Consider the following 16744-nt stretch of genomic DNA (forward strand, 5'->3'; position numbering starts at 1 on the left):
GCAAAGCTTTGCGCCCCCTCCTGCGCCGTTCGAAAGCGCTAAATCCTCACTCTGGGCGATCGGCTAGCCATACTTGAGGGTGGTGCTCTGTCCCACCTCGATAAGATAGCCATCGGGATCACGGATGTAGCAGCGCCACTCGCCGTACTTCTCCATCGGCTCCGTGATGAACTCGGCTCCTCGACCTTTCCATAGTTGATAGCAGGCTTGAATGTCCGCAACGCGGATATTCAGGAAGCTGTTGATGTGGTTCGGGTCCGGAACGCTGAGCGATACCGTCGGCTTGTCCGGTGTGGGTCCGCCCCCGACGTTCAAAATCATCCAGATATTTGCGAGCTGAAGGTACCCTGGCGCGTTGCCGTCTCCGAGGCTCAGAATGCGTGCGTCGAAAACCTTTTCGTAGTAGCGAGCCGATCGCTCGATGTCGGCAACGGTGAGAAATTGCGCTATGCTGATCCCCTCCTGCGGGGGCATCTCGTAGCTCTTCTGCTCGATGTTTACGCCCATTGGGAACTCCTTTTCCGATCCAGAGCCCAGCGGACATTAGACACCCTAAACCCGTCGTATGGCACCCCAATTGTGCGCCTCGCGCTCGAACGGGTACCAACTCGCCAATGCCTCGGAGAGCTAGCGGAGCGCGATCTGGTGCGCACCGCTAGCAAGCACTCAATCCGTCCGGCCGCGTCAGGCCGAACGCTCCTGCAAGCCGTCGCGCCGCACGCTGCGCCTTGCCTCGACGGCATCGGCCAGCTGCTTCAACACGTCAGCCGTCGTCGCGAGGTCGATGCAGCCATCGGTGATGCTCTGGCCGTAGGTCAGCGGCTTGCCCGGCACGACGTCCTGGCGTCCCGCGACAAGGTTGCTCTCGATCATCACGCCGATGATGCGCTGTTCGCCGCTTGCGACCTGCCGTGCGATGTCGGCCGCAACCAGCGGCTGGTTCTCCGGCTTCTTGCTGCTGTTGGCGTGGCTGGTGTCGATCATCAGCCGCGGCGCGACTCCGGCGTGGCCGAGCTCGGCCGCGGCCGCATCGACGCTTGCTGCATCATAGTTCGGCACCCGCCCGCCGCGCAGGATGACGTGGCAGTCCTCGTTGCCGCTGGTCGCGGCGATCGCCGAACGGCCGCCTTTGGTGACCGCCATGAAATGATGCGGGTGCGACGCCGATTTCACCGCGTCCGCCGCGATCCGCACGCCACCGTCGGTGCTGTTCTTGAAGCCGACCGGGCACGACAGACCGGACGCCAGCTCGCGATGGATCTGGCTCTCGGTGGTGCGCGCGCCGATCGCGGCCCACGAGACCAGATCGGCGATGTATTGCGGCGTCGTCATGTCGAGGAATTCGGTGCCGGCGGGCAGGCCGAGATTGTTCACGGCCGACAGCACGTTGCGTGCAAGCCGCAGGCCCTTGTTGATGTCGAAGCTGCCGTCGAGATCGGGATCGTTGATCAGGCCCTTCCAGCCGACGGTGGTGCGCGGCTTCTCGAAATAGACCCGCATCACGATCTCGAGGCGGTCGGCGAGCTGTTCGCGCAGGCTGGCGAGACGCTCGGCGTAATCGACGGCCGCCGCGGGATCGTGGATGGAGCAGGGGCCGACGACGACCAGCAGGCGGTCATCGGTGCCGCTCAGGATCGCGTGGATGGCGTTGCGGGCGCCCATCACGACGCGAGTCGCCGTCAGGGTGCGGGGGACCTCCCGCATCACCTCTTCGGGCGTACTCAGCTCTTTCAGTTCCTTGATGCGAAGATCGTCTGTCGTACTCAACACGGCTGGCTCCTTTGGAGTTCGGGACCTGCCGGCACACAAAAAAGCCGCCAGGTCTGGCGGCTTGTTTTGGACGTTTGCTGCAATTCTTCAGATTGAGCGCGATCCTCCTGCCGCCAGCGAGCTGTCGTAGCTAAAGTACCAAAAATAGCTGGTGGCGACGGTGATCATGGCGGGCTCTATACCCGACGGATATCGGCCTGTCACCCCCCAAATCCGCGAGGGGAGCCAGTTGGCCGTCAGGTGTTGCGTGCGGCCAACGCCATACCTATCAGGGTCGCCCCGCCGAACATCAGATTGAGGCCGACGAGAAGGCCGATCGCCCAGCCCGCCGACTCCGGCAGGCCGGCGATGATGAAGAAGGCAACGACGACATCCATCAGGCCGGCGATCAGGAGCCAGGACCAGCGTCCCGACAATTCGCGGCGGTGCTCCATCGCATACATGATGGTGGCGACGCCCTCGGCGACGAAATAGGCGCCGATGACGATGGTCAGCGTCAGCACGCCCTGCATCGGACGGGCCAGCAGCACCATGCCGGCCAGTACGGCGAGGGCGGCCGAGATCAGCGACCACCAGAAGCCCGGCATGTTGCGGGCCCAGAAGGTGACGATCAGCCCGCCGATGCCTGAGATCAGGAACATCCAGCCGAGGAAGATGGTGACGGCGAGGCTCGCGAATGTCGGCACGATCATCGCCGCGATGCCGAGGATCACGAGCAGGATGCCTTCGAACAGGAACGCCTTCCAGTGTTGCTTGACCGCGGCCTGCATCTGCGATCGCAGTCTGTCGAGATCGTTGGACAGGGTCATCGCGGCTCTCCAAATCTGCAACCGAAAAGTCTGCAACGGTAAAGTCTGCGAGCGTGTGGCGTATCCTAGCTCCGGCCCGGCGCCGACGGAAAGCCCTCCGCGGCGGTCCGCATCCGGTTGCGGCCGAGGAAATAGACGGCGGTGGTCGCGATCAGCAGCGCCAGTCCGATCAGGATCGAGGTGAAGCCGATCGGGACCAGGATGAACGACGCATTGCGCTCGGGATTGACGTACCAGTGATGCAGCGAGGTGAGCAGGAAGGAGACCCCGACAAAGCCGGTGCCGCCGCCGACCAGCAGCAGCGCCCACATCCGCCGCAGCTGGCTCAGCCGCTCGCGCGCGACATCAGTGCGCGGCGCATGATGCCTGCCGAGGCGGCGCACCAGACGGATCGCAAAACCGATCGAGGAGAAGCCGATCAGCACGCTGGCCGAGCCGAGCAGTAACCGCGTGGTCGAGCCGAGATCGGGAATGCGCTGGAGCGCGAGCAGCGGAAAATCGAACGCCGCGTGCAGCGCGACCGGTGCGACCAGCACCAGCGACCAGTTGGTGATGCGCGCCCAGTCGCGGTGGCCCCGGTAGGCGCCGAGCGCGCCGCCGGAGCGCGCGATCGCAAGGTAGGCGCCGGCTATGATGCCGAGCGCGCCGTGAAACGGCACCGTGAGCACGCTGCGCAGCGCCGCGAGCGCGCGCCACATGTCCTTGTGCTGGACGAGATAGGCGAGGTTCTCGTAAGCGGCAAATCCAAGGCCCGCGGCCGCGCCATAAACCACCGTATCCATCGGATCGGCGAAGGCGCGGCGGCGCGTCGAGATGGCGACGATGACGAGAACCTTGACGATCTCCTCCGGCGCCGCGACGCCGAACGCCGCGCGGACCGCCTGGGTCGCCCAGGGATTGTCGGGAATGGCAAGCAGCGCATTGAAGGGAATGCGCGCCAGGCCGAGCAGCGAGATGCTGGCCGCGCCGAGCACGAAGGCGAGCCACACCTGCACCGGCGGTCCGGGGCGCTCGTCGGCGGCAATCACCAGCCACAGCACCAGCAGCGCAGGCGCGATGGCGGCGGCGCCAATCACAGTCGGAAGCGACTCAAGCAACAACATGGGGACAATCTGTTCTCGTGAAAGGCGAAAATGGCCGCAAACCCAGCACTTTGCAAGGTGGCCGGCGGTCGCGGACACGCGCTTGGGAATTCACGTTTGGCTGTATCCGGCGGCTAGCACATCAGGATCCTGGATGATTGCGCGGCGGGCGCGAGCGCGCCGGTGAACGACATGGTAGAAGTGTCCGATCAGACGGGAGACGTTACCGGGTGCATTTACGCGCAGCAGAGAGTCACACGCGATCGATCCTCAAGGCCATCAGCTGGCGGACATTGGGGACGCTCGATACTTTCGCCATCAGCTGGTTCATGACCGGCAAGGTCTCGCTCGCCGGCTCGATCGCCGGGCTCGAGATCGTCACCAAGATCGCCTGGTACTATGTACACGAGCGGGTCTGGGCCGTTGTTCCGTTCGGACGGCGCGCCTGACCGATCACCGCGCCGCCGCCGCTTGCGTCAACAGGCGCCGGCAGGATTCGACGAACACTTCGGCGCCGGTGACGATATCGGCGTCGTCGGTGTTCTCGCTCCAGTGATGGCTGACACCGCCGATCGACGGAACGAACAGCATCGCCGCCGGCATGATGGTGGCGAGGACCTGGGCGTCATGGCCGGCGCAACTCGGCATCCGGATTGACTTGCCGCCGGCGCAGGCCGCGCTCGCGGCCTCGATCGCATCCTGGAACGCAGGCGTCATCATCGCGGGCACGCCGGTGCGGATGCGCTCGACCTTCACGCCGCAGCGGCCCTGCGCGGTGGCCTCTTCCGCCAGGCGATGCAGGTGCGCCTCGAGCCGTGCGATCACCTCGGGATTGTCGTCGCGGATCTGGAACAGCATCTCGGCGTGGCCTGGGATGATGCTCGGCGCGCCCGGGTCCAGCGTGATGCGGCCGGTGGTCCACACCGTGCGCGGTCCGCACAGCGCAGCGAAGCTGTCGTCGATCGCGACGCAGAACCGCGCCAGCGCCAGGCCGGCATCCCTGCGCACCGCCATCCGCGTGGTGCCGGCATGGTTCTGCTCGCCGGTGAAGGTGATGCGATACTGCCAGATGCCGACGATGGAGGTGACGACGCCGATCTTGAGCCGGCTGGCTTCCAGCGTGTCGCCCTGCTCGATATGGGCTTCGAGGTAGCCGATATGGCGGCCAGGTTCGGCGGTGAGGCGCGGGCGGCCGGCGAAGCCCGCATCGCGCAAGGCCTGTCGCATGGTGCGATCGCTGGAGCGGTCGCGCGCCGCTTCGATGTCCGCTTCGGTCACGTCGCCGGCAAACGACCGACTGCCGAGGAAGCTGCCGAAATGTCCTTCCTCGTCGCACCATGCCGCGACCTCGACCGCGCCGTTGACGCCGGGATCGCCGTTGATGACGCGCGCGGCTTCCAGCGCATAGATCACGCCGAGCGGACCATCGAGCCAGCCCGCATGGTTCTGGCTTTCGAGATGCGAGCCCGCGAGCAGCTTCGGTCCTGCTTTCGCACTGGTGCCGAACACATTGCCGATGCCGTCGATCGTCGCGGTGAGGTCGGCATCGGGCAGGTGCGCCGCAAGCCAATCCAGCGAGCGCAGATGCGGCTCCGAGAATGTCGGCTTGTGCACGCCGGTCTTGTAGGCGCCGATCGCGCGCAGCGCATTGAGATCGGCGAGCACGCGCTTGCCGTCGAAGCGACCGTTGATGCCTGGCATGGTTGGACTCCGGGTGAGCGTCTTTGAGTTGCGTCTCGATTAGCGTCTTGGTGCCGCAATCCCGTCTTGATGCCGTCGCGGTTGGATGCGACGGAACAATCAGGGTGAACGATTTCTTAGCGGTTCTGCTCTTAGTTCGCAGAACTGATGTCGCGGTACGAATAGCGTGTGAGTGTGATCATGTCTGCATTCCGGAACTGGGCTCGCAAGGCCGCTGTGCTGTTTCTCCCGATCGCGCTCGGCGCCTGCGCGCAGTATTCGCAGCAATACAGCATGACGACCCCGGCGCCGGGAACCGGTCCGCTGGCCTGGGACGGCGCCGGGCAGGATCCCAATCAGCCGCAGCCGCGACGCCATGCGCGGAATGTGTCGCCGGCGGTGGCGGAGACGCAACTGTCGGAAGCGGATGCCGACGACCGGCTGGCGCGCAAGCTCGTGATCTGCAGCACCTGCATCAAGCAGACGCCGGTGGCGGCGGCTGCGGCGCAGCCGACCAACCGCCAGGACGTCGCGAGCGTGACCAATCGCTAGCGCGCTGTCGCCAGACATCGATCAGGCCTGCAGGCCTTAGTTAGGCCACGATGTCGTTCGATGCGCAGGCCCATGTCGTTCCGAAAACTCATTGTTCCCGCCGCCGTCGTCGCACTTGCCGCCGCCATCCTGATTCATGGGGGCGGTTCGCGGGCCCATGCGCATGCGCCGTCGCATTGCGGCTTCTGGACCTCGATCGAGGCCGGCTTGTCGTGCAGGTAATCGCCCGCAGGAGGCCTGGGCGGCAGTCCGGGAAAAGCGTTCTGAACGCTTGCCCGTCCGGCCAATCGCCACTATACGTTCGCCCGTCGCGGCCGTTTGCAGGTCACGGCCAGTACGGCACATCTCACGTCTAACGTATTGATTTGCCGGGAGTTTTGCTCCCTTCGTCTATCGGTTAGGACGCCACCCTTTCACGGTGGAGAGAGCGGTTCGATTCCGCTAGGGAGCGCCATCGGCGCCAAACCGGAAATCCAGCAAACTCAACGAATTGTCGCGCCGGCGACCGCCTTGCCATCCGGTTCGGCTCATTGTGAACAACGGCACAATCCCTGCAATCCGCCGATCTTTCGCAACCCTTTGGTAAGCCCGCGGCGATACGGCTGAGCCGGGGATGATGTGATGGCTTTGGGATCGAAGAAGCGCGAAACGCGCAAATCGCTGCGTCAATCCGGCTGGGTCACGCTCGACGGCGGATTCGCCGCGCGGCCGTGCGTGGTCGAGGACATGTCCTCGTCGGGCGCAAAAATCACCGTGCAGGACAACAACACGCTGCCGGCCAAGCTGCGGCTGGCGTTTTCGCGCGACGCCCGCACCGGGCGCGCCTGCGAAGTGGTCTGGCGCGAGGGCAAGACGTTCGGCGTCAGATTCGTGCGCTAGCCTGATCTCGCCGCCCGCGATAAAAAGCCGGATGCGCAAGACCTGCTTCGCCGTCATCGCCGTCCTGCTTCCCGCCGCTGCGTTCGCGCAAGCCGGCGACCGCCGCAATTTCCAGACGCCGCCTGATGCCGGCAGAACGCTGCCGTCGAAATCCGCGACGCGGAGCAATTCCTGCGCGTCGTACGGACCGGGCTTCGTCAAGGTCGAGGGCTCCGACACCTGCGTGAAGCTCGGCGGCGCCGTCAGTGTCGGTGCAGGGGTGTCCAGCGGACGCTGAGCGGCTTGCCGCTCACGACATCGGCGGCGCGACGATGCGCACGAAGGCCGGCCGCTGCGCGATCTCGCCGAACCAGCGTTCGAGATGGGGCAGCTTCGGCTTCGTGACGCCCTCGACACCGAACCAGCGCCGCGCAAAGGCGCCGAGCGCGATGTCGGCGATCGTGAACTGATCGCCCTCCATGTAGCGGCGGCTTGCAAGCTGCGCCTCGACGACGCGCCACGCCACGCCCGCGGCATCGGCGTCCTTCTGGAGCTGGACCATGTCGCGCTTCTCCGGCGCCGTGCGCACCAGTCCCCAGAACAGCGGGCGCTCGACCGGTTGCAGCGTCGACAGCGTCCAGTCGAGCCAGCGGTCGACGGCCGCGCGCGCCTTCGGCGCCTGCGGATAGACCGGCGAGCCCTGGCCGTAGGCCAGGCAGAGATAGCGCATCACCGAATTGGATTCCCACAGCACATATTCGCCGTCGACCAGCGTCGGGACGCGGCCATTCGGATTCATCGCGAGATAGTCCGCCTGATCGTTCTTGCCGAACTGCATGCCGGCATCGATGCGCTGATAGGGCAGGTCGAGCTCGGCGAGACACCAGAGCACCTTCTGCACATTGACCGAATTGGGTCGGCCCCAGATCGTCAGTTGCGGCTTGCTGTCCATCACGCGTCTTCTTTCCGCTGTTGCGCTTTGCGCGCGTTCTTAGCCGAACCGTCAGGGAAAAGCGCGGGGTGAATTGTACCGAGCAAAAAAAAAGAGGCTCAGCCGCGATGCGGCAGAGCCTCGTCGATCTCAGTCAAAGCGCAGTCAGTGACCGAACAGCAACCACAGCACGATGATCACCGGGATCGGTACACCCAACAGCCAAAGCAAAAGTCCTTTTCCCATCTCCTCGCCTCCTCGCATTCCTCGTGTGAGGAGGCAACGTCAACCAAAGCGCCATGTTCCTCGCGATCGCTCCGCGTCTCACCGATGGAGAAACGCGGATTAGGAACGTGCGCGCGGGCGTGGCGTTTACCAGTGCCCGGTGTTCGGCATCGAGGCCCATGGTTCGGCCGGCGCCTTCGGATCGCCCTTCTGCAGGATCTCGATCGAGTGCAGGTCGGGCGAACGCACGAACGCCATGTTGCCGTCGCGCGGTGGACGATTGATGGTGACGCCCATCTTCATCAGCTTCTCGCAGGTCGCGTAGATGTCGTCGACCTCGTAGGCGAGATGGCCGAAATGGCGGTCCTCGCCGTATTTCTCCTCGTCCCAATTGTAGGTCAGTTCGACCAGCGGCGCGCCGCGGCTCTGCGGCAGCGACTTGAGCAGATGGAGATCTTCCTCCGCGCAGAGAAACACCAGCGTGAAGCGACCCTTGTCATTGTCGATGCGGCGCACTTCCTTCAGCCCCAGCGCGTCCTGATAGAATTTCATCGCGACATCGAGATTGCGGACGCGCAGCATGGTGTGCAGATAGCGCATTTTCTTGTCCTCCTGGGAATTGCGAGATTTTGTTTTGGCTCGGGCGAGACGCGCCAAGAAATAGCAGCAAAACGCGGCGCGGGGCAGGGGCCTGTACGACTTTTGCGACCGCTCCGGGCGGCTGCGTTCTCAAGCTTTCGCGAGCCTTCGCACTGGGCGACCTGCGACACGCTCATGCCGCGCGCGATACGGGAAAGCCCCGCCCAGGAAAATTCTGGAACGGGGCGTTCGTGGTCGAGCCTTGGAGGCACGGCCCTCTATCTCATCGAATGCCCATCACCGCCAATCAAGGACGCGCGAGGTTGGACCTCCTCTAAGAAGCAAAACCCCGCGCGTGGACTCGCGAGGTCTGATGTCGGCGGGCCTTTGGGGAGATCGTGCCGGCAACCAGCCATCTCACGGTGCGCGCGGCGGCAGGTTCCAGCATCCCGAAAATAGAAAGCCCCGCAGGCTGGATGCGGGGCTTTCCCAGTTGACGGACTGGGGATCTCTCAGGGCGTGAGCCGTCAACTGTTGGGGGCCAAACTTAAGGTTGAAATTATAAAATGCAACAGCGCCGCGTAGACGGAATATCCTCGTCCCACAGCGCTGCGCCAAACGCTGGGCCCTGAAATCCCCAGCGCAGTTTTGTCTTGGCGCTGCGCAAAAGGTTCAAAGGAAAAGTCCGCCGAGAGGATTTGCGGCGGCCTTCAGGGCCGGCCTGGCGCTGGGCCCCGGATCACGCGCGATATGCGCCGGCGCGCGCCGCCGCGTGTGCAACGCAAACGCCGTTGGCCGGTTGCGATCTCACACCTTGATGTCGAGAATGGTCTCGACGGCATCGCGGTCGGCCTTGTTCTTGGCGGCGAAGACGTCGAGCACATCCTCGCTGATGATGCGCGGCTGCTGCTTCGCCGTTTGATCGACGACGAGTTGCACTCTGGCTTGCGTTACTTCGACAGGTACGGGGTAAACGAGCATGGCTCTCTCCCTCCGGCCGTCGAACCCTGTCAGGGCTTTCTTAACGATTTGTAAACTCCTGGGCCCGCGCTTCTTGGTTCGAATCGGCGGCCGGGCGGTATCGGTCCCGCTCGCCTGCCGCCCTGCTTGGCGCCATACTGCGGGCCTTTCGGACCGGACGGCGCGATCGATGAGGAACGGGCTCTATTCGATCCATCTCCATATGATGGACGGCGTGCGGGGCCGCGACAGCGGTGTCCTGATCCTGCGCGATGGTCTGCTGATCGGCGGCGGGCCGTATTTCTGGTCGATCGGGGCCTACACGGCCGGCCAGGGCACCTGGAAGGGGCACCTCAGGACCAATCAGCATTCGCCGTTTTCCGATCCGTTTGCCCGGCCGCTGTTCGCCGGCCAGGAGGTGACGAGCGGCTTCTCCGGCACCTTTAGCGGTGACCAGGCCGAAGCGTTCGGGACCGTGCTGGTCGGAACCCGCAGCCTGAGCTTCCAGGCAACCTTGAAATGGCTGGCCGACGCCTGATTGCGGCAAGGCTGTGGACGAGTGCGCAGCAAGCTTCACATTCTGTTTGGCAAATCGACCTGCCGCGGCTGTGGATTTGCTGCGGACAACCGCGGGATATCGTTGTGGATGATGTCGCAGCGGCCTCAGGCATCCCAACGACGCCTTACCGGGCCACCGCTAACCCTACCGGGTTAGGTTAAGAGCAGCATTGCGTTGTCACCACCTGTGATTGCGGTAGGGATGGTTGCAGGTGACAGCCATGACGCCATCGTTCCACAGCGCTGACAGACCGACCTACCGGCGCGTGATGGTGGTGGGCTTGCTGTTCTGTTCCGCCTTTGTCGCGATCAGCTTCTGGCTTCGGCCGCAGCCGGAGAACGGCAAGGTGCTCGTGAAGGCGGACCGGCTGGTCCGCACGGCGGGAGAGGCGCGGAAATCAAACTAGAGGAAATCAAGCTGGGGGAAATCAAACTGAAATCGGCAAGCCGAGCCGCGCCCGGCGCTCAGTCCGGCAGCTTCCCGTTCGGATGCTTGTGAAACATCGCGATGCCGATAAAGCCGGCAAAGCCCATCACATTCAGCAGCAGTTCCATCCACGCCGGCATCGATGCCAACCTCGCTTATGGCAAACGTAATCATTGAGGTTGTGTTTTTGTTCCAACGCTAACCGATGGTAGCTTTGCGCTATCGCATGGCTGCGGAACCCGAACAGGCGCTTTGCTGCAACCATCCCATTGCGCCCGCGTTGGTCGACATGACCACGTGAGGAGGTTCCCATGAAAAGGACATTGGCAGTTCTGGCTACGGTTGCGACGGTTGGTGCGACGATGTTCACGGCGCCGGCCCAGGCGCGCGGAATCGGTCCTGGCCTGGCCTTCGGTCTGGCCGCCGGCGCGCTCGCTGCAGGCGCGGCCGGCGCGTATGCGTACGGCCCACGCTATTACGGGCCCGGCTACGGTTATTATGGCCCGCGTTACGGCTACTACGACGACGGATACGCCTACTATCGCGGTCCGTACTATCGGCACCACTACTATCGCCACTACTGGTAACGGCGATCAGCCCGGAGCACACCGCTCCGGGCTTTCTCAATTGCGCGTCATGGTGCGATCGCGCAGACGTGCGTTGGCATCGATCATCCGGTGAGCGCATGCGGTCGACGCGACATCAAGCGCTCTTGCGCTGCAATCCACTCCAGACATTGCCGAGCGTGTTGTCGTAATATTCCTGGCGATCGCGCTCGAACTTCTGCTGCGTCGCGCGGAAGCTGGCAACGCGTGCGACGATCTCTTCGCGCTCGCGCGCGGCATTGTCTTTCTGATCGGCCATTGCCCATCCTCTTCGTCGTGGTCCTATCCCCGGCGCGCATTGGCATCAGTGAATTGGGCGTCAATGCGGAGCAGACTTTGCAGGATTGTGATGAAGCCAAGGCAGCCGAAGAGGCAGCACGTGATGGTTGAGCTCGCAATCGCGCCGACCATGCTATAGTCGCAGCCGGCCAACCGGATCATTCCCAGTGATTGCAAAAGATCTGCGCAGCGGCGTCGAGCGGCTCGGCAACATGATTGCCGAGGCATCGTCGATCGTGCCCTTCACCGGGGCGGGTATCTCCACCGAGTGCGGCATTCCCGACTTCCGCTCGCCTGGCGGGCTGTGGACGCGCAACCGGCCGATCCCGTTCGACGAGTTCGTGGCCAGTCAGGAGGCGCGCGACGAGTCATGGCGCCGGCGCTTCGCGATGGAACCGACATTTGCGGCCGCCAAGCCGGGGCGCGGGCATCGCGCGCTCGCGTCACTCTACCGGGCCGGCAAGGTTCCCGGCATCATCACCCAAAACATCGACAATCTGCATCAGGCGTCGGGCTTCAAGACCGATGACGTCATCGAGCTGCACGGCAACACCACCTACGCCCGCTGCATCGGTTGCGGCAAGGACTACGACCTCGCATGGGTGAAGCTGCACTTCGACAAGACCGGTGCTGCGCCCGACTGCGCGGCGTGCGGCGATCCGGTGAAGACCGCGACGATCTCGTTCGGGCAGTCGATGCCCGAGGATGCGATGCGTCGCGCGGCGGAACTCGCAAGGCACTGCGACCTGTTCCTGGCGATCGGGTCGTCGCTGGTGGTGTGGCCCGCCGCGGGCTTTCCGATGATGGCGAAGGAGAGCGGCGCGCGGCTCGTGATCATCAACAACGAGCCGACCGATCAGGACGACATCGCCGACCTGGTGATCCGGCATGACATCGGCGACACGCTTGGTCCATTCGTAGGCAATTGACGCCTGATTGATTCGCGGCTGTGCAAGCCTGTTCATAGTTCCCGCAAGAATCGTTTTTTAGCTATGCCCGGCAAGCGGGAGTGTTATCTTTTGGTTGAGAGATTCGCGCAGCGTCCAGATGATTTGTCCAAGTGAGTTGGTCATGGAGAGCAGCGTGTACAGGGTGCGCCGCAACGTCGGCGCTCTGCATTTGATGTGTGGGGTCCGGGGTCATGGGGTCGGACGGATTTGAGTCCAAGAAGCTCGGCGGACCGCCGATAGGCGGAGTTGGGCAAAGCAGGATTGCACAAGGCGAGTACGGCAGCGCGCCGCGCGATCCGGCGATCGATGCCTTCTCCGGTCTCGGCGACGCCGCGGCCAACCTCGTCGAAGTCTCCGGCGTCATCAAATGGTTCGACGCCTCGAAAGGCTACGGCTTCATCGTCCCCGACAATGGCTGGCCCGACATCCTGCTGCACGTGACGGTGTTGCGGCGCGACGGCCATCAGACCGCCTATGAGGGCGCGCGGCTCGTCGTCGAGTGCGTGCAGCGGGCGAAGGGCTACCAGGCCTTCCGCATCGTCTCGATGGACGAGTCGACGGCGATCCATCCGGCGCAGATGCTGCCGCCGCGGACTCATGTCACCGTGACGGCGACCAGCGGGCTCGAACGTGCACAGGTCAAGTGGTTCAATCGGCTGCGCGGCTTCGGCTTCGTGACTTGCGGGGAGGGCACGCCCGACATCTTCGTGCACATGGAGACGCTGCGCCGCTTCGGCATGACTGAGCTGCGCCCCGGACAGTACGTGCTGGTGCGGTTCGGGCCCGGCTCCAAGGGCATGATGGCCGCTGAGATCCACCCGGAGACCGGTCCGTCGGCGCTGTCGTCGCACTGAGCCCCGAGCCGGACTCCCTGACGGAAACGTGAGCCGCCGGCGAGCCGTCAGGGCTCTGGCATTTGCCGCAATCATCGGGTTAGGGTCCGCCGGAAAATCTTCCCCGGTGTGAGTATTTGTCGATGGATTACGATCGCATGGTTGGGCGGCTTCGCCCATGGCTGGTGGCCTCCCTCATCATGATGTTCGGCGTGTTGCTGGCCCCGGCCGCGCAGGCTGCGAGCGTTCAGCCGCTCGAGATCGTCACCAAGTCAGGCGTGCACGTCTTCTCCGTCGAAATGGCGACCACCGAGCAGGAGAAGGAGACCGGCCTGATGTACCGGAAGGAGCTCGCGGACGGCAAAGGCATGCTGTTCGACTTCACGCCGGAGCAGGAAGTGTCGATGTGGATGAAGAACACCTACATCTCGCTCGACATGATCTTCATCCGCGCCGACGGGCGCATCCTGCGGATCGCCGAAAACACCGAGCCGATGTCGACCAAGATCATTCCGTCGCGGGGGCTCGCCAGGGGCGTGCTGGAGGTGATCGCCGGCACCGCGCAGAAATACGGCATCCAGCCCGGCGACCGGGTCGGCCACCCGCTGTTCGGCGGCCACTAGCTCTCTGTTACCTTGCGGTTTCAGGCCGGAAACCGCGGCCGATTTCTCAGCCGGAAGTCCCGCATCGGTGCCTTGCTGGCGCCGGCTGAAGCGTGTATCCACGGGGCTTCTCGGAAATGTCGGGGTATAGCGCAGCCTGGTAGCGCGGCAGTTTTGGGTACTGCAGGTCGTTGGTTCGAATCCAGCTGCCCCGACCATTCAAATCAAAGACTTGATAGGTTTTTCGAGGCCTTTCACGTCCCAGATTTTGCGTCTGGGAAGAGCGTGGAAGGAAGAGGGCGGCGTCTTGGACAAGTCCGTCGAACTCACCGATCCGGCCACCGAACTCGCCGATCTTGTTGAGCGGCTGCGACCGACGAAGCGAATGCCGACTGGATTAGAGGTAATCGCCTGCGTCATGGTCGCGCAAAACGATGCGGTCTTTGTCGATCTGCTAGCGACGCTCCGCTGATCCACAAATCGCGGTCAGTTGGCATCCTGAAAGAGCAAGCGCGTGACCGAAGCCCCGCGCTCCGCTCCTCGCAACTGCAGCCGCCCGGCCGCTGACCGGATCAACGAGCCGGCGGGTTGTAGCGATCCAAGATCACGGTTCTTGAGCCACTCTCCGACGGTCGCAAGATGGCGTCGTCGAATTTGTGATAGCGGTCAAACTGCTGCTGCTCATCGCGCAGATGTGGCGTTTCGGCGGACGCGTAAGCTCTATTTGCACCGTTCCAGTGATCAAATCCCGACACGACGCAACCCCATCTTGATTCAGATGCAGGTGGGTTAGCATCGTTGCAAGGGTATCTCTGTATCGCCGTGGCAACACCACCCGCAATCCGCCCGACATGAGGACACGGATTGTTTCTGTGGCTCTCTGTGCGTGAACAGCGTTCTGGCACGGGTAACCATGCTTCGGCCGGGATGTCTTGCCTGACGCAACAACGCCGCCTGGGCGGAATATGGATCGTCCAGACGGCGTCGCCGAATACTGGGCCCTGAAATCCCCAGTGCCCATGGGTCGTCCGCGCGGGAAATAGGTTCAACGTCGCGGCGCCTTGCCGCTGTCGCAGCCGGGGGCAGACCGTGGCCTGATCTCGAGCGGATGTGGCTTGCCGATGGTGCGCGCCGACTGGCAGGTTGGCCCAGCCTGACAAGACCAATCCGCGAGGAGGCACCATGGCGCGCAGACTGATCGATATCTCCGTTCCCTTGCAGAACGACGTTCCGGCCGATCCGCCGGGCAATCACCCGACCATCCAGTATATCGACCACCAGCAAGGGCTGCCGCGCATGCTGCAGTTCTTCGATGGGTTGAAGGCTGCGGATCTGCCTGACGGGCAGGGCTGGGCCGTCGAGCAGGTCTCGCTCTCCACGCACAACGGCACGCATCTCGATGCGCCCTGGCATTTCCATCCGACCATGAACCGCGGCGAGCGCTCGTGGACCATCGACGAGGTGCCGCTGGAATGGTGCTTTCAGCCCGGCGTGAAGCTCGACTTCCGCCATCTGCCTGACGGCTACGTCGCGACCGCAGGCGATGTCGAAGCCGAGCTGAAGCGGATCGGCCATACGCTGTCGCCGCTCGAGATCGTCGTCGTCAACACCAGCGCCGGCGCGAAATACGGCCAGGCCGATTACGTCAATTCGGGCTGCGGCATGGGCTATGAGGCGACGATGTATCTGCTCGAGCGCGCCGTGCGGCTGACCGGCATCGACGGCTGGAGCTGGGATGCGCCGTTCGTCTTCACAGCGAAGAGATACGCCGAGACCAGGGACGCCAGCCTGATCTGGGAAGGCCACAAGGCCGGGCGCCACATCGGCTACTGCCACATCGAGAAGCTGCACAATCTCGAGCAGCTGCCGTCGAGCGGGTTCATGGTGTCGTGCTTCCCGGTGAAGATCGAGCGCGCGTCGGCGGGGTGGACGAGGGCGGTTGCGATCCTCGACGATTCGAGGGTTTTCGAGCGAAGTGGATACCGGTTCGCGTGAAGAAAACGCCTCAAGACAAAACCTGGAGCCCCGTTCCGAATTCCATCGGAACGGGAAAGGCTCTCGGCGCCTTCGGGCCGTTTCGCCCAGTTCGGGAACCCGTGGACATGCTGTGCATTACGGCAGGTTGTTGCGGCATGGCTACAGCCAGAGGCAGCCGAATCTGCTCTCATACACGCCGTAGATGCATTGGGTGATCGGGCCGGCGGCTCGTCCTCGCGTCCCGATTTCTGAAGCGTTCTCTCCCGTGACTAGAGCCCCGGCGTCTCCCGGGGCTCTTTCTTGCGTGCCGGAGATGAGCCAGGCCCCGGCGGGTGAACCAAGTCCGAGCAGGACAGCCAAGCCGCAAAAAGAAAATCAGGTGCGCCGGGACCGACGCACCTGATTGATGTCTTCAATATCGCTTGTATCGGCCGTCGGTTGTTACCAGCGGCAAACGCGAACACCACGCGGGGTCCACCAGCAACGGGGACCGGCGTAACCGCCGTAGTAGCCATAGCCGCGGCCATAACCATATCCGCGACCATAACCCCAACCGCGTCCGCGACCCCAGCCGCCGCGATACCCATATCCACGTCCGCGCCATTGCGCCTGCGCTGACGACGTGGTGGCGCCGACCAGGATGGCAGAGGTGCTTGCGACATAGACGAACAACAAAGCGACTGCTGCGAGGCAACGAGTCAGGATATTGTAGCGTTTAGTCATTCCGAAGATCTCCAGTCACTTCCAGACATCTGAACTGATGCTGGCTGTCTCGCTTGGACGCGCGACACCGGCGTCCGGTTCGAGCATGCTAAGACAATATTTTCACTAAGGTTCTTGCGAGCTTTAACGACTCTATTGAGACCAAAAGGTAAGGTCAAGTTACAGTCCCGCCTGCAAAGGATGATGTGGTTGCTACGCTCATCTTGTCGTTCATCCGCCGTTCATTCTGTTCATCTTGCATTGCGTCGATGCGATTTGTGCATCGCAGAAGCAGAGATTTGCGAGCCGCGGAAAATGCCGCCGAGAACTTGAAGTCGACACGATCATGTTCTCTGAGCGTTTCA

The 16744-nt window shown here is 63.5% G+C and carries 22 protein-coding genes and 2 tRNA genes; 14 read left to right on the forward strand and 10 right to left on the reverse strand.

What is annotated here, in order from left to right; translation table 11 throughout:
- Window positions 1–63: 63 nt before the first annotated feature.
- The 4 genes from ACOIX3_RS19215 to ACOIX3_RS19230 form a co-directional block, all read right to left on the reverse strand.
- The gene (locus ACOIX3_RS19215; protein ID WP_420971403.1) at window positions 64–507 is read right to left on the reverse strand and encodes a VOC family protein; all 444 of its coding nucleotides are present in this window, start codon (window positions 505–507) and stop codon (window positions 64–66) included.
- Window positions 508–684: 177 nt separating this feature from the next.
- Window positions 685–1770 carry a 3-deoxy-7-phosphoheptulonate synthase gene (locus ACOIX3_RS19220; RefSeq protein WP_420971404.1) on the reverse strand — a complete coding sequence of 362 codons (1086 nt, stop codon included), beginning with the start codon at window positions 1768–1770 and terminating at the stop codon, window positions 685–687.
- 236 nt (window positions 1771–2006) lie between these two features.
- Window positions 2007–2579 carry an HdeD family acid-resistance protein gene (locus tag ACOIX3_RS19225; RefSeq protein ID WP_420971405.1) on the reverse strand — a complete coding sequence of 191 codons (573 nt, stop codon included), beginning with the start codon at window positions 2577–2579 and terminating at the stop codon, window positions 2007–2009.
- Between the two features lie 65 nt (window positions 2580–2644).
- A complete protein-coding gene (locus ACOIX3_RS19230; protein WP_420971406.1) occupies window positions 2645–3682 on the reverse strand; it encodes a PrsW family glutamic-type intramembrane protease in 1038 nt (345 codons plus the stop codon).
- Between the two features lie 209 nt (window positions 3683–3891).
- Here ACOIX3_RS19230 and ACOIX3_RS19235 point away from each other — a divergent pair, with 209 nt between their 5' ends.
- Complete coding sequence (locus ACOIX3_RS19235) at window positions 3892–4110, forward strand: DUF2061 domain-containing protein (protein ID WP_176531511.1); 219 nt, start codon at window positions 3892–3894, stop codon at window positions 4108–4110.
- A 4-nt stretch (window positions 4111–4114) separates the two neighbouring features.
- Here the strand turns inward: ACOIX3_RS19235 and ACOIX3_RS19240 are convergent, their stop codons facing one another.
- Window positions 4115–5362: a Zn-dependent hydrolase gene (locus ACOIX3_RS19240; RefSeq protein ID WP_420971407.1), complete on the reverse strand. Its 1248-nt coding sequence runs from the start codon at window positions 5360–5362 to the stop codon at window positions 4115–4117.
- Window positions 5363–5542: 180 nt separating this feature from the next.
- Here ACOIX3_RS19240 and ACOIX3_RS19245 point away from each other — a divergent pair, with 180 nt between their 5' ends.
- From ACOIX3_RS19245 to ACOIX3_RS19260, 4 genes are all read left to right on the forward strand, one after another.
- Window positions 5543–5893, forward strand: a complete 351-nt coding sequence (locus ACOIX3_RS19245; RefSeq protein WP_420971408.1) for a hypothetical protein — start codon at window positions 5543–5545, stop codon at window positions 5891–5893.
- A 379-nt stretch (window positions 5894–6272) separates the two neighbouring features.
- Window positions 6273–6347: transfer RNA gene (locus ACOIX3_RS19250), tRNA-Glu, on the forward strand.
- A 167-nt stretch (window positions 6348–6514) separates the two neighbouring features.
- Window positions 6515–6772, forward strand: coding sequence for a PilZ domain-containing protein (locus ACOIX3_RS19255; RefSeq protein WP_420971409.1), 258 nt, complete (start codon window positions 6515–6517; stop codon window positions 6770–6772).
- 31 nt (window positions 6773–6803) lie between these two features.
- Window positions 6804–7049: a hypothetical protein gene (locus tag ACOIX3_RS19260; RefSeq protein ID WP_420971410.1), complete on the forward strand. Its 246-nt coding sequence runs from the start codon at window positions 6804–6806 to the stop codon at window positions 7047–7049.
- 12 nt (window positions 7050–7061) lie between these two features.
- Here ACOIX3_RS19260 and ACOIX3_RS19265 read toward each other — a convergent pair whose 3' ends face one another.
- From ACOIX3_RS19265 to ACOIX3_RS19275, 3 genes are all read right to left on the reverse strand, one after another.
- Window positions 7062–7703 carry a glutathione S-transferase family protein gene (locus ACOIX3_RS19265; protein WP_420971411.1) on the reverse strand — a complete coding sequence of 214 codons (642 nt, stop codon included), beginning with the start codon at window positions 7701–7703 and terminating at the stop codon, window positions 7062–7064.
- A 351-nt stretch (window positions 7704–8054) separates the two neighbouring features.
- The gene (locus ACOIX3_RS19270) at window positions 8055–8507 is read right to left on the reverse strand and encodes a VOC family protein (RefSeq protein WP_097672220.1); all 453 of its coding nucleotides are present in this window, start codon (window positions 8505–8507) and stop codon (window positions 8055–8057) included.
- A gap of 786 nt (window positions 8508–9293) precedes the next feature.
- The gene (locus ACOIX3_RS19275; protein ID WP_342722138.1) at window positions 9294–9467 is read right to left on the reverse strand and encodes a hypothetical protein; all 174 of its coding nucleotides are present in this window, start codon (window positions 9465–9467) and stop codon (window positions 9294–9296) included.
- A gap of 169 nt (window positions 9468–9636) precedes the next feature.
- Here ACOIX3_RS19275 and ACOIX3_RS19280 point away from each other — a divergent pair, with 169 nt between their 5' ends.
- The 3 genes from ACOIX3_RS19280 (at window position 9637) to ACOIX3_RS19290 (ending at window position 11018) form a co-directional block, all read left to right on the forward strand.
- Window positions 9637–9984: a GrlR family regulatory protein gene (locus tag ACOIX3_RS19280; RefSeq protein ID WP_420971412.1), complete on the forward strand. Its 348-nt coding sequence runs from the start codon at window positions 9637–9639 to the stop codon at window positions 9982–9984.
- A 241-nt stretch (window positions 9985–10225) separates the two neighbouring features.
- A complete protein-coding gene (locus ACOIX3_RS19285; RefSeq protein WP_420971413.1) occupies window positions 10226–10411 on the forward strand; it encodes a hypothetical protein in 186 nt (61 codons plus the stop codon).
- Between the two features lie 331 nt (window positions 10412–10742).
- Window positions 10743–11018 (forward strand): hypothetical protein, encoded by a 276-nt coding sequence (locus ACOIX3_RS19290; protein ID WP_420971414.1) that lies wholly within the window; start codon window positions 10743–10745, stop codon window positions 11016–11018.
- Between the two features lie 115 nt (window positions 11019–11133).
- Here the strand turns inward: ACOIX3_RS19290 and ACOIX3_RS19295 are convergent, their stop codons facing one another.
- On the reverse strand, window positions 11134–11295 hold the full coding sequence (locus tag ACOIX3_RS19295) for a hypothetical protein (protein WP_420971415.1): 162 nt from the start codon (window positions 11293–11295) through the stop codon (window positions 11134–11136).
- A gap of 187 nt (window positions 11296–11482) precedes the next feature.
- On the opposite strand from ACOIX3_RS19295, the gene ACOIX3_RS19300 reads away from it, so the two are divergent.
- The 6 genes from ACOIX3_RS19300 (at window position 11483) to ACOIX3_RS19325 (ending at window position 15695) form a co-directional block, all read left to right on the forward strand.
- The gene (locus ACOIX3_RS19300) at window positions 11483–12244 is read left to right on the forward strand and encodes an SIR2 family NAD-dependent protein deacylase (protein WP_420971416.1); all 762 of its coding nucleotides are present in this window, start codon (window positions 11483–11485) and stop codon (window positions 12242–12244) included.
- 212 nt (window positions 12245–12456) lie between these two features.
- Window positions 12457–13119: a cold-shock protein gene (locus tag ACOIX3_RS19305; protein WP_092113928.1), complete on the forward strand. Its 663-nt coding sequence runs from the start codon at window positions 12457–12459 to the stop codon at window positions 13117–13119.
- Window positions 13120–13298: 179 nt separating this feature from the next.
- Window positions 13299–13721, forward strand: a complete 423-nt coding sequence (locus ACOIX3_RS19310; protein WP_420971757.1) for a DUF192 domain-containing protein — start codon at window positions 13299–13301, stop codon at window positions 13719–13721.
- Between the two features lie 120 nt (window positions 13722–13841).
- Window positions 13842–13918 (forward strand) — tRNA-Pro (locus ACOIX3_RS19315).
- 89 nt (window positions 13919–14007) lie between these two features.
- Entirely contained in the window at window positions 14008–14172 is a 165-nt protein-coding gene (locus ACOIX3_RS19320) for a hypothetical protein (RefSeq protein ID WP_420971417.1), read from the forward strand.
- A gap of 710 nt (window positions 14173–14882) precedes the next feature.
- Window positions 14883–15695 carry a cyclase family protein gene (locus tag ACOIX3_RS19325; RefSeq protein WP_420971418.1) on the forward strand — a complete coding sequence of 271 codons (813 nt, stop codon included), beginning with the start codon at window positions 14883–14885 and terminating at the stop codon, window positions 15693–15695.
- Window positions 15696–16118: 423 nt separating this feature from the next.
- Here the strand turns inward: ACOIX3_RS19325 and ACOIX3_RS19330 are convergent, their stop codons facing one another.
- Window positions 16119–16400 carry a hypothetical protein gene (locus ACOIX3_RS19330; RefSeq protein ID WP_342722132.1) on the reverse strand — a complete coding sequence of 94 codons (282 nt, stop codon included), beginning with the start codon at window positions 16398–16400 and terminating at the stop codon, window positions 16119–16121.
- Window positions 16401–16744 lie beyond the last annotated feature (344 nt).

Origin of the sequence: Bradyrhizobium sp. B120, assembly GCF_049075665.1 — a bacterium.
Taxonomy (GTDB): domain Bacteria; phylum Pseudomonadota; class Alphaproteobacteria; order Rhizobiales; family Xanthobacteraceae; genus Bradyrhizobium.